Origin of the sequence: Erwinia typographi (assembly GCF_000773975.1) — a bacterium.
GTDB classification, from domain to species: Bacteria; Pseudomonadota; Gammaproteobacteria; order Enterobacterales; family Enterobacteriaceae; genus Erwinia; species Erwinia typographi.
Map to the genome: position 1 here is coordinate 58,644 of NZ_JRUQ01000030.1, position 10,399 is coordinate 69,042.

10 protein-coding genes are annotated in these 10,399 nt (G+C 54.6%); 6 read left to right on the top strand and 4 right to left on the bottom strand.

Annotated features, from left to right (window positions below; genetic code table 11):
• Positions 1 to 71 precede the first annotated feature (71 nt).
• Together NG99_RS10805 and NG99_RS10810 are read left to right on the top strand one after the other, a co-directional pair.
• Positions 72 to 1,592, top strand: a complete 1,521-nt coding sequence (locus NG99_RS10805; protein WP_034892087.1) for an MDR family MFS transporter — start codon at positions 72 to 74, stop codon at positions 1,590 to 1,592.
• Between the two features lie 221 nt (positions 1,593 to 1,813).
• Positions 1,814 to 2,365, top strand: coding sequence for a C40 family peptidase (locus NG99_RS10810; RefSeq protein ID WP_157032604.1), 552 nt, complete (start codon positions 1,814 to 1,816; stop codon positions 2,363 to 2,365).
• A gap of 97 nt (positions 2,366 to 2,462) precedes the next feature.
• Here the strand turns inward: NG99_RS10810 and NG99_RS10815 are convergent, their stop codons facing one another.
• Positions 2,463 to 2,855, bottom strand: a complete 393-nt coding sequence (locus NG99_RS10815) for a winged helix-turn-helix transcriptional regulator (RefSeq protein ID WP_034892093.1) — start codon at positions 2,853 to 2,855, stop codon at positions 2,463 to 2,465.
• Between the two features lie 90 nt (positions 2,856 to 2,945).
• Between NG99_RS10815 and NG99_RS10820 the strand changes: the two genes are divergently transcribed.
• Positions 2,946 to 4,067 (top strand): NADH:flavin oxidoreductase, encoded by a 1,122-nt coding sequence (locus NG99_RS10820; RefSeq protein WP_034892096.1) that lies wholly within the window; start codon positions 2,946 to 2,948, stop codon positions 4,065 to 4,067.
• A gap of 60 nt (positions 4,068 to 4,127) precedes the next feature.
• On the opposite strand, the gene NG99_RS10825 is transcribed toward NG99_RS10820, so the two are convergent.
• Positions 4,128 to 5,048, bottom strand: coding sequence for a ketopantoate reductase family protein (locus NG99_RS10825; protein ID WP_034892099.1), 921 nt, complete (start codon positions 5,046 to 5,048; stop codon positions 4,128 to 4,130).
• A gap of 115 nt (positions 5,049 to 5,163) precedes the next feature.
• Between NG99_RS10825 and NG99_RS10830 the strand changes: the two genes are divergently transcribed.
• Positions 5,164 to 6,294 carry a metallophosphoesterase gene (locus tag NG99_RS10830; RefSeq protein ID WP_034892102.1) on the top strand — a complete coding sequence of 377 codons (1,131 nt, stop codon included), beginning with the start codon at positions 5,164 to 5,166 and terminating at the stop codon, positions 6,292 to 6,294.
• 53 nt (positions 6,295 to 6,347) lie between these two features.
• Here the strand turns inward: NG99_RS10830 and NG99_RS10835 are convergent, their stop codons facing one another.
• Positions 6,348 to 8,048, bottom strand: a complete 1,701-nt coding sequence (locus NG99_RS10835) for a DUF2534 family protein (RefSeq protein WP_034892130.1) — start codon at positions 8,046 to 8,048, stop codon at positions 6,348 to 6,350.
• A gap of 145 nt (positions 8,049 to 8,193) precedes the next feature.
• Positions 8,194 to 8,655, bottom strand: a complete 462-nt coding sequence (locus NG99_RS28205) for a DUF2946 domain-containing protein (protein ID WP_232298261.1) — start codon at positions 8,653 to 8,655, stop codon at positions 8,194 to 8,196.
• A gap of 227 nt (positions 8,656 to 8,882) precedes the next feature.
• Here NG99_RS28205 and NG99_RS27575 point away from each other — a divergent pair, with 227 nt between their 5' ends.
• Together NG99_RS27575 and NG99_RS27580 are read left to right on the top strand one after the other, a co-directional pair.
• Positions 8,883 to 9,143, top strand: a complete 261-nt coding sequence (locus NG99_RS27575; protein WP_052130652.1) for an ASCH domain-containing protein — start codon at positions 8,883 to 8,885, stop codon at positions 9,141 to 9,143.
• A 73-nt stretch (positions 9,144 to 9,216) separates the two neighbouring features.
• The gene (locus NG99_RS27580) at positions 9,217 to 10,395 is read left to right on the top strand and encodes a hypothetical protein (protein WP_157032605.1); all 1,179 of its coding nucleotides are present in this window, start codon (positions 9,217 to 9,219) and stop codon (positions 10,393 to 10,395) included.
• Positions 10,396 to 10,399: the final 4 nt, after the last annotated feature.

Sequence of the window (10,399 nt, forward strand, 5' to 3'; positions counted from 1 at the left end):
CTGCTGGGTTCATGGTAATCTTTGTGCTAGATATTAATTGTGCATTTAATTAATTACAAGTGAGCATTGTCATGGACTCAGAATTGATCGCAGAAAAGCCGCAGGCCCAGGCGGAAGAACCCTCATTACGCCTGTTGTTCGGCGCTCTATTACTGGTCATGCTGCTGGCGGCGCTGGACCAGACCATCGTTTCTACCGCGCTGCCTACCATCGTTGGCGAACTGGGCGGCCTCGATAAGCTCACCTGGGTGGTCATCGCTTACACGCTGGCCTCGACGATTGTGGTGCCGCTGTATGGCAAATTCGGCGATCTCTACGGCCGTAAATCCGTCCTGCAAATTTCAATCGTGCTGTTCCTTATCGGCTCCGCACTGTGCGGGCTGGCGCAAAATATGGAGCAGCTGGTGCTGACGCGCGCGCTTCAGGGGCTGGGCGGGGGGGGACTGATGGTCGTCAGCATGGCCGCCATTGCCGATGTGGTGCCGCCAGCCGAGCGCGGACGCTATCAGGGGCTCTTCGGCGGCGTGTTCGGTCTGGCCACGGTCATCGGGCCGTTAACCGGGGGCTTTATCGTCCAGCACGCTTCATGGCGCTGGATCTTTTACATCAACCTGCCGCTGGGACTGTTTGCTCTGCTGGTGATTGGTGCCGTGCTCAAGTCGGGCGGGAAGCGTAAACAGCATGAGATTGACTATCTTGGCGCGCTATACCTGAGCCTGGCGCTGCTGTGCATTACGCTGTTCACCAGCGAAGGAGGAACCGTTAAGGAGTGGTCAGATCCGCTGCTCTGGTGCATCCTGGCGTTTGGCCTCGTCGGCCTGATCGGCTTTCTCTATGAAGAACGTCTGGCCGCCGAGCCGATCATCCCGCTGACGCTGTTTCGCGAGAGGAGCTTTATGCTTGCCAGCCTGATCGCCTTTATCATCGGCATGTCTTTATTTGGCAGCGTCACGTTCCTGCCGCTTTATCTCCAGATAGTCAAAGCCGCCACGCCGACCCAGGCGGGGATGCAGCTGCTGCCGCTGATGGGAGGATTACTGCTCACCTCGATTATCAGCGGGAGGATCATCAGCCGCAGTGGAAAATATCGCTTCTTTCCCATTGCCGGAACCCTGCTGGCCAGCCTGGGCATGGGGCTGCTGACCACGATCACCACAACGTCGCCAACCTGGCATCTCTACCTGTTCACCTGCGTAATGGGAATGGGGCTGGGGATGGTTATGCAGGTGCTGGTGCTGGCGGTGCAGAATACCGTGCCAACGAATTTACTCGGCGTGGCGACATCAGCGGTTACGCTGTTTCGTTCGGTGGGCGGCTCAATTGGCGTGGCGCTGTTTGGCGCGGTGTTCAGCGGGGTGCTGAAAACAGGGCTGGAACAACAGCTACCGCCGGGAACCGAGCTGCCGCGCACCATGAATCCCGATGCCATTCAGCATTTACCTGAACCGCTGCACCATGATTATCTTATCGCCTTTGGGAATGCTATCCACGCGGCCTTTTTAATGGCGATGATGGTAATGATCGTGGCGTTTATACTTTCCTGGTTCATGCCTGAGTCGCCGCTGGGTAAAGATCGGGCGAGGGGAGAGTAGCGGTTTTTTATTTGCATAAAGCAGCACATTATTGATTCACCTGGTGCCCGATAACGGCCGCCAGGGTATTTTTTTTAATCATTACTATGTAAAGATACGTAAGGACGGGGAGATTATTAAGCTTTCCTGTTTAGTCAGCTAATTATATAAGGTATAAGTAAACGACACTCAATCCTCTCCTGCGGCTGCATAATATGAAGCATCTCTGCAATTTTAAGAATATGTTGGTCCTGACCTGCATAATTATCGGCGGGTGCTCTTCAAAACATGATGCAGGCAGCCAGGATTTATCCGGCAATAATACAGGGTCGGCCACCAGCCAGGGTGCTCAGCCCGATCTTATCCCGGTACTTGCCGCGCTACACGATCAGATGCACTCCTGGCAGGGCACGCCCTACCACTGGGGCGGTACGGACTTGGAGGGGGTCGACTGCTCCGGTTTTGTCTGGCGCACGCTGAAAGACAGATTTAATATTCCGATGGACAGAGTGACAACAAAAGAGCTGATCCAGATGGGCAAGCCGGTTGATATTGATCATATGCAAACCGGGGACCTGGTCTTTTTCCGCATCAATCGTGAACTGCACGTTGGCTTTTACGACACTCAAATGAATTTCCTGCACGCTTCGGTTAGTAAGGGCGTGATGCGATCTTCACTGAATAGTCCCTACTGGAAATCGGCATTTTTCCAGGCGCGCAGGCTGAAAAAAGAATACGGCGCGGATATTACCTTCAATCAGGATAATAAAGGCTTCAATCTGGCAAGTCAGTAATTCCCTGCACGCCCACTCCGTAGTGGATTAAATTCAGCTGGAAACCTAAGTAATGGGTAAGTACCGCTGACGCCCATCCAGGCCAATCCTCAATTCATTATTCTTCTTTTTCTTGCTGGCACTGATCAAATTTTGCCCTTGCTCTTTCAACTTCGGGTAGATAGTCGAGCGTCCAGGCATAAATCGCCTGAAACGGTTCTTTCAGGGTTTTGCCCAGCGCGGTAATGGAGTATTCGACCGCCACCGGCGAGGTATCGAGCACTTTCCGCTCAACAATTCCATTACGCTGAAGACGTCTCAGGCTCTGGGTCAGGGCCTTCTGCGTTACGCCCTCAAGCTGCCGCTTGATAGCATTAAAGCGCGTCGGCTGTTGACAAAGCACGGCCATAATCAGTACTGACCATTTATCGACAATTTGATCGAGCAGCAGACGATGCGGGCAATCCGCGACCGAAAGCACCTGCGGGCTGGTGGATTGGGTGGTTTCCATAAGGGTACCTGGTAGCGTTAAAGTGCCTGATTGACACCTGGTATACTTATTATACTATGAATTTATCTACCGCCAAAGGAGTTCAACATCGTGACATCATCCAGTGCAGAAGCCTTATTTCAGCCGTTTCATTTAAAGAACCTGAGCTTAAAAAATCGCATCGTTATGGCCCCCATGACCCGTTCCTTTGCCCCTGACGGCATTCCGGGCGAAAACATCGCGGCTTATTACCAGCGCCGGGCAGAGGGGGACGTTGGCCTAATCCTGTCAGAAGGTACGGTGATCGATCGTCCCGCTTCCAGAAACGATCCGAACATTCCTTTCTTCCACGGCGAGGCTGCGCTGGCAGGATGGAAGCGCGTTATCGATCGGGTACATGCTGCCGGTGGAAAAATGGGGCCGCAGCTGTGGCATACCGGTTCAGTGGCAAGCTTTATGACCGAATGGGTGCCGGACGCGCCGGTCGAAAGCCCGTCAGGTCTGATTGCGCCAGGCCAGCCACGGGGAGAGACCATGAGCGAGGAAGCGATCGCCGATACCGTTGCCGCGTTCGCCAGCGCTGCCCTCAGCGCTAAGACACTGGGTTTTGACGTGGCTGAAATCCACGGCGCGCATGGCTACCTGATCGATCAGTTCTTCTGGGACGGAACCAATCAGCGTACCGACAGGTTCGGCGGCACAACGCTGAAGCAGCGTTCGCAATTTGCCGCGGAGGTGATAAAAAGCATGAGGCAAGCCGTAGGACCTGATTTCCCGCTGATTTTACGCATCAGCCAGTGGAAGCAGCAGGACTTCGCGGTAAAACTGGCCGCCACGCCTGATGAGATGAGCGACTGGCTAACGCCGCTGGTAGAGGCTGGCGTGGACATCCTGCACTGCTCGCAGCGACGCTTCTGGGAGCCTGAGTTTGCTGAAGTTGACGGTGACAACGGACTTAACTTTGCCGGCTGGGCTAAAAAACTGACCGGCGCGGCCACCATCAGCGTGGGTTCCGTAGGGTTGTCGGGCGACTTTATGGGCGCCTTTAGCGGCGAAAGTTCAAAACCGGCCAGCATTGAAAACCTGATCCAGCGGCTTGAACGCAACGAATTTGACCTGATTGCTATTGGTCGCGCGCTGCTGAGCGATGCGAACTGGGCGAAAAAAATTCGCAGCGGTCAGTACGATCAGTTACAGGATTTCAATGCTTCAACCCTCGCTGAGCTGGTGTAAACTGGGGCAGGGACCGGGCAGCCAGGCATCACCGAGGGCTGAAGAAAGGGAGAAGTAAAATTATGCCTTTCGTCCCTGCACGTAGACCTGCAAATTCACATTAACGGCATTGAGCAGCGGCGTACTGACGCTATTGCGCGCCGCGCGCAGCAGCAGGTCGCCAATCACCTGTTCTGACTCAACGTCATGACCCTGGCGCAAATCGCGATACATAGATGAAGTCATCCGCGTGCCAGGGTTGCTCAGCAATGCGTAAATCTTCGCGGTAACGGCAGGGCGCGGCTGGTAACCGTCGGCGCTTATTGTTGCCAGAATTTCACTAAACAGGCCCTGCAACAGCGCTTCTCCGCCCGGCGAGGTCAGTACCTGCTGCGTGTTGCCGCGCGCCAGGCAGGTTACTGCGCCCAGCGTGCTGAGCAGGAGCCACTTTTCCCACAGTTCGCTGAGGATATTATCGGTGAAAATAGTGTCCATTCCGCAGTCGCGCAGTGCCGTATCCACACGGTGCAGGCGGGCATCGTTGTGACCATCCAGCGCACCGTAATAGATCTGGTGCAGCGGCGTCATTTGCACCACTTCGCCATCAGGCCCCAGCGTAGCATTAATTTTGCACAGGCCGCCGATCACCCTATCCTGCCCAAAGCGGCGGCGCAGGGTGTCAATATGACGCATCCCGTTGAGGATTGGCAGGATCAGCGTCTCCGGGCCCACAGCAGGGGCAATATCATCCATCGCCTGCTCCAGCCCAAAGCTTTTCACCGTGAGGATGATCAAATCAAACGGATCGTGCAGCTGGCTTGCCAGAGTGAGCGGCGGGCGAAGCGTTACCGTACCCTGTGGCGTTTGCAGTACCAGTCCAGTATCCTGCAACTGCTTCAGGCGTCTTTCCCGTACCAGAAAGGTAACATCACGACCGGCTTGCGCCAGGCGTCCACCAAAATACCCACCGGTTGCACCGGCACCTACCACCAGAATTCGCATTTATTAACCCCGTTGACCAGGAAAGAACGTATACCATAAAACGCGCGGGCAGGGGTTTCCAGTATGATTTAGCGGGAAGTCCTGCTTCACCCGTCACCAGCTCAGGAGCCGTTTCATGTTTCACCTGATATTCAGCCTGCCCAGTTTGTACGTTATCGCCCGTTTTATCGCCCCCATGCCCTGGCCACTGAGCGTCAGGCTGGCCGTCGCGCTGCTGGCATTGATCGCTTCTCAGTACCATCTGTTTTGCCGCTTCTCCTCCGGCAGCGTGTTTGCCCCGGAGATGCCAAGGATCGTAGTGATCCTGTTTAACTGGGCGTTTTGCGCCATTTTTATTATTGCGCTAATGCAGTTGGTGACCGACGTCGCCGCCGTACTCGCGCTGGTGATTCAGCACAAAATGACCATTTTACCCGGCTATCGCTACGCGGTGGGGCTGATAGCGAGCGTACTGGCGGCCTGGGGCGTTTATCAGGCCATCCGCGTTCCCGCCATTAAAAACGTGACTATCGAAGTCAGCAATCTGCCCCGCGAGTTCGAAGGCTATCAGCTTGTTCAGCTGACCGATCTGCATATCAGCCGCCTGTTTCCGGCTTCCTGGACGGCGGCGGTAGTGGATAAAACCAACCGGCTGGGCGCTGATCTCATCGTGATCACTGGCGACGTGATTGACGGCACGGTGGAAAATCGTAAGAAAGACGTAGAGCCGCTCAGGCATCTGGCGGCTGCCGATGGGGTATATGCCATCACCGGCAATCATGAGTACTTTTTTGAGCCTGAACGTTGGGTGGAGCACCTTGCCATGCTGGGATTAACGCCGCTGCCCAACCGTCATAAAGTGATCGAGCGCAACGGGGCGAAATTGCTGCTGGCAGGGGTGAACGACCTGTCTGCGGGCAGAAGGGATTCAGCCCCCTCTGACTTAGCGCAGGCGCTGGAGAATGCCCCGCCAGAGGCCCCGGTGATTCTGATGGATCATCAGCCGAAAAATGCGCGTCACGCGGCGGCCAGCGGGGTCCAGGTCCAGCTCTCCGGGCATACCCACGGCGGGCTGGTCGCCGGACTTGCCAGGCTCTTCGAGTCGGCGAACGGCGGTTACGTCTCAGGTCTGTACAACGTGAATGGCATGACGCTTTACGTCAATAACGGTACGGGACTGTGGCCCGGTATGGCGCTCAGGGTGGGGCGTCCTTCAGAACTCACGCTGATCACGCTGAGAACGCCGTCCAGCGCCGAAAAAGACTAGCAGAATACAACCGAATCCGGAGCGGACAGCGCCCGCTGCGGATTCGCTGGGGATCAGGCTTTATCCGCCTCTTTTTCGCCTAAGAACCAGTACCAGAGAGGTATGGAAAGCAGGCCGGTAAAGACCGACGAGTACACCACAATCATAAATATCTGCGTAACCAGCATTTCAACGGACCAGTTGCTCAGTGGGATATGGTATTCGTCGATCGCCCCGCCGATCATGACTTTAGACATAATGGTAAGGGCAGTGAGCAGCACTACCGCAACCGCGGTGATAAATCGCTTCGTTTCTCGTCTCATAAAAAACTTTCCTGTTTCGGCCCCAGGCAGAGTGTCGTGGGCGCGCTGTTGGTGACGTTTGCCACGGAGTATATCAACAACTAAAAAGGCAAGCAGGCTGATTCCCATCACCGGCAGCGCATAGCCCAGCGCCAGGGCGACGACCGCGCTGACCGTTTTACCCACCGGGGGCACAGCTTGCCAGGCGGCCAGCAGCGTCCTTGCCGGGTTGGCATTTGCCACCGCGGGTCGACGTAGCCACCACATGCGGTAGCCCAGCACAATCATGACGCACAGGCCCAGCCCGAACGCCGCCAGAAGCAGCTGATTGGGCAGGCCGAACAGCACGCCCATATGCGCATCCACGCCCCAGCGGGTTAGCTTGGCTACCAGCGGGAAACTGGCAAACCGGACGCGATCGACAATGCTGAAGTTCTCCGGGTTAACCGATACGGAATCGACCTGCGAAGGCCAACTGCGATCGACTTCCGTTACCGTCCAGGCTTTATCAGCGGCTTTCGGTTGACGCAGCTCAACTTTAGCTGCCGCAATACCGTTCTCCCTGGCTGCGTGCAATACTCGATCCCAGTCACCGTCAGCGCGGTTAACGTTTTCCGCTTTATGCATGGCGGTAGCCGGCATTGCCATCCCGGACATGTCCATACCGTCCATCGCACCCTGATGCTCAGCATGAGGGTCGGCAGGCGCTGGAGCGATAGCGTTTAGCGAGGTGTTAACCTGCGGCGTCAGCCAGTTCAGCTCGCTGCGCATCCTGTCTATATTGTTGCCTGCCCACTGAGACCACGTCAGCCCGGTAACGGAGAAGAACACCAGGCCAACCAGCAGAACCAGCCCCAGGGTGATGTGCCAGTGACGGGTCAGCACAAATTTTCCGCTGACTTTTTTTACTTTCCGTCGGGGACGGGCAGACAGCCACAATATCACGCCGCCAAGAGCGGCAACCCACAGCCAGGAGGCAGCCAGTTCGCTATAGTTGCGGCCAAAGTCGCCCAGCAGCAGCCCACGATGTAATTGATCCAGCCACATCCTCAGCGGCAATACGCCCGAGGTGCCATAAACCGTCATGTCGCCTTTTACCTGTAGCGTGTAAGGATCGATAAAAATGGAGCGAGATTCTGAGGCGGCAAGAGTGGGATCGTTAAACTGCACGCGAGTCGTATCCGTCGCGCCAGGGGCAGGGCGCACGGCATAGATACCAATCGATTCGCCGGCATACCGGCGGGCGGCAGTGATTTGTTCCGACAACGGCCTGGCTTCCCCCTGAGGCTGTACTGTCAGCGCATCGGCGTAAATGACGTTTTCAATCTGTGGAGTCAGCACATAGAGCGTGCCGGTCAGCGCGGCCACAAAAATAAATGGGGCGACAAAGAGCCCGATATAAAAATGCAGGCGGCGTAAAAGGTTCAGCAGCGCAGCGCGGGAGGCCGAACCATTAACGGTTGTGTTTATCATAGCCATTCCAATATTTAAAATAATATGATGCTTTTCGCGCAATAAATCAGGGCGAATTAAATCCTGCGCATTGCACATATTTAATTTGACAGCAGAACATTACCCAAAAACAGGTATTAATATTCTTTTATTTCTGAATTAGCGATTAAAAAACAGGGGGGGCGCGCGGCTGAGAAGGTCCGATAAATAACGTGAAAGGAGCAACGGGAACAGGGTGGCGATGGGGCGTTCGTGACACGATCAGCAGCAGTAAAACAGCGAACAGTGCGATCCCTGCCATTAGCGGGAAATGCACCAGCAGCTGACAATAGCCGCAGGCAAAATCATCCATCATCCCCATGCCGCCGGCCATCATTGGCAGCGCGGAGGCCATGCTGCGAGCGGAATCCCCGCCGGTAGCGGTATCAGAAGTCTTTTGCGGCGGCGTCATCGAGTGAGCGTGATCCACAGGCATCGTGCCCATGTCCATACTCATCTCCATCCCCTCCATTGCCTCAGACGAATGGCTGACGACAGGCTCACCTTTTGTCTGCATACGCCAGTGTTCCAGCGTTTTTGACACCTCCGGCGCGATAAACAGCATCATGATTGCTAAGATAGCTATCATGGCTGGTATCCGGCGTTGAGACAGGCGATGCAGCGTGAGCAAATCAGGCATTCCGTTAGAGAGTGACTGCCGGGAAGTTTATCTTGTTTCCGAATAAATGTTAAAAGGTTTATCGCCTGATTAATTATTTCAGGCTTTTTTAGCATCAGATGCCGGTATCAAGTAACATTCTTACATAGACGTTAACCGGCTATGTTTATTGTATATTTCATTGAGAAGGGATAATCATGACTTCAGTTGAAAGTTTGCAGAGTAAATATCCAGGCGCAATGGTCTGGTCGTTCGGCGACGATGCAGGTATGGCAAATGACCTGGCAGACCTCGTTATCAAAGGGAAAAAAAAGGCATCCTGTGGTTCTTTAGGCTCTTACCTGGCTGAAAATCCTGCCATTAAGTTAGTTAAAATGAGTCGGGCTTCCCGGATTCTTGAGATAGGAACTCTTGGCGGCTGGAGTGACCTGATTGATGATGTGATCTTACCCATTTAAAAGGGAGGCGAGGGGAACCTTTGGCCAACTGGAGCCACGCAACTACCATTATATGATAATCAGGTAGCCCGACATGAAACTTCCGCTTTCCGGCACTGGCGGACACGTTCCCGCCAGTAGCACCAGTTCAGCTGACCTCGTCGCACAACATCAACCAGTCAGTAATGCTTCATCCTCCAGTCATTCCGTGTCAGCCAGGCCGGGAAACGGCATCAGCAGGGTTCACGGACAGCAGGTAGCAATGACGGCATTGAACCAGAGTGGTCAAATGTCTGCCTTCCGCACGGGGAATACACGGCGAATAGAAAGCCGGGGACAGATGCCCATCAACCCCGCTCGAGCGCAGGAGTTATTAGCTGATGAACAGCGACTGTCTCACGCGGCAGAGCAGATGATGGCTGCTATCACGCAAAATGATCTCAATCACTTTCCCCCCCAAAAAATAGCGCTGGATCAGCAGAGCCGTGCGCACATGTTAGCGACCTCTCCAGCTCACCGACAAGGTATCCGGGAAGCGCTGGATTTTTACCAAAGCAAATCCGGCGATAATGTTCTGATGAATATCAGCCGGATGGGATATCAGACGCTGCCAGAATTTTTGAAAGCCTGTGATAATGACTACCATGACGACGATAACATCGACGACTTTGTAGAGAATTTTGGCCTTAAATATTCCGTGCTCAATGAGGTTGAAGACAGCGATGATGAGGAGGAGGTTGAGGACTATGAAGATGATAAAGCCGCGCTGAAGTCACGTATTGAAGATACGCTAAGCGGCCCGTCCCAAACGCTTGACGCGCACCTCAGTCAGGCTCCACGCATCCACAATACGCCGCTGCTGAAAGGTGCGACCGGGGGTGATAATCTCGACAGCACTCAGGTCAATGGCAACGCGCTGCTCAAATCTGTACTGGAGGGTAAGGCTATCCGTTTTAATGGGTTTCTGAGTACCTCAGCCGAGTTCAAACAGGCGATTGACTTCTGTGGACGCACCGAGCGCAGCGTGCTGGGTAAACCGATCATGACTATTGATCTCAACAGTGATGCTCCGGAGCAAGAAGTATTGAGGCGGCATGCGCTCCAGCTACTGGAGCGCGGGCAATGTGACACTGGATCAATCCTCTATCATATGGAAGCTCAAGGGGCGGCGGGTGTCAGCCTTAACGCAACCAAACAGGAAAATTCAGCAGGCCATCTCGATCACGAAGATGAAATTTTAATGGCCAGCCAACATTATCGAGCCTGTACATAGATTT

Bases quoted from the DNA above. Each gene is read 5' to 3' on its own strand.
- NG99_RS10805 (WP_034892087.1), top strand. From the start codon at position 72: ATGGACTCAGAATTGATCGCAGAAAAGCCGCAGGCCCAGGCGGAAGAA.
- NG99_RS10810 (WP_157032604.1), top strand. From the start codon at position 1,814: ATGTTGGTCCTGACCTGCATAATTATCGGCGGGTGCTCTTCAAAACAT.
- NG99_RS10815 (WP_034892093.1), bottom strand. From the start codon at position 2,855: ATGGAAACCACCCAATCCACCAGCCCGCAGGTGCTTTCGGTCGCGGAT.
- NG99_RS10825 (WP_034892099.1), bottom strand. From the start codon at position 5,048: ATGCGAATTCTGGTGGTAGGTGCCGGTGCAACCGGTGGGTATTTTGGT.
- NG99_RS10830 (WP_034892102.1), top strand. From the start codon at position 5,164: ATGTTTCACCTGATATTCAGCCTGCCCAGTTTGTACGTTATCGCCCGT.
- NG99_RS10835 (WP_034892130.1), bottom strand. From the start codon at position 8,048: ATGATAAACACAACCGTTAATGGTTCGGCCTCCCGCGCTGCGCTGCTG.
- NG99_RS28205 (WP_232298261.1), bottom strand. From the start codon at position 8,655: ATGATAGCTATCTTAGCAATCATGATGCTGTTTATCGCGCCGGAGGTG.
- NG99_RS27575 (WP_052130652.1), top strand. From the start codon at position 8,883: ATGACTTCAGTTGAAAGTTTGCAGAGTAAATATCCAGGCGCAATGGTC.
- NG99_RS27580 (WP_157032605.1), top strand. From the start codon at position 9,217: ATGAAACTTCCGCTTTCCGGCACTGGCGGACACGTTCCCGCCAGTAGC.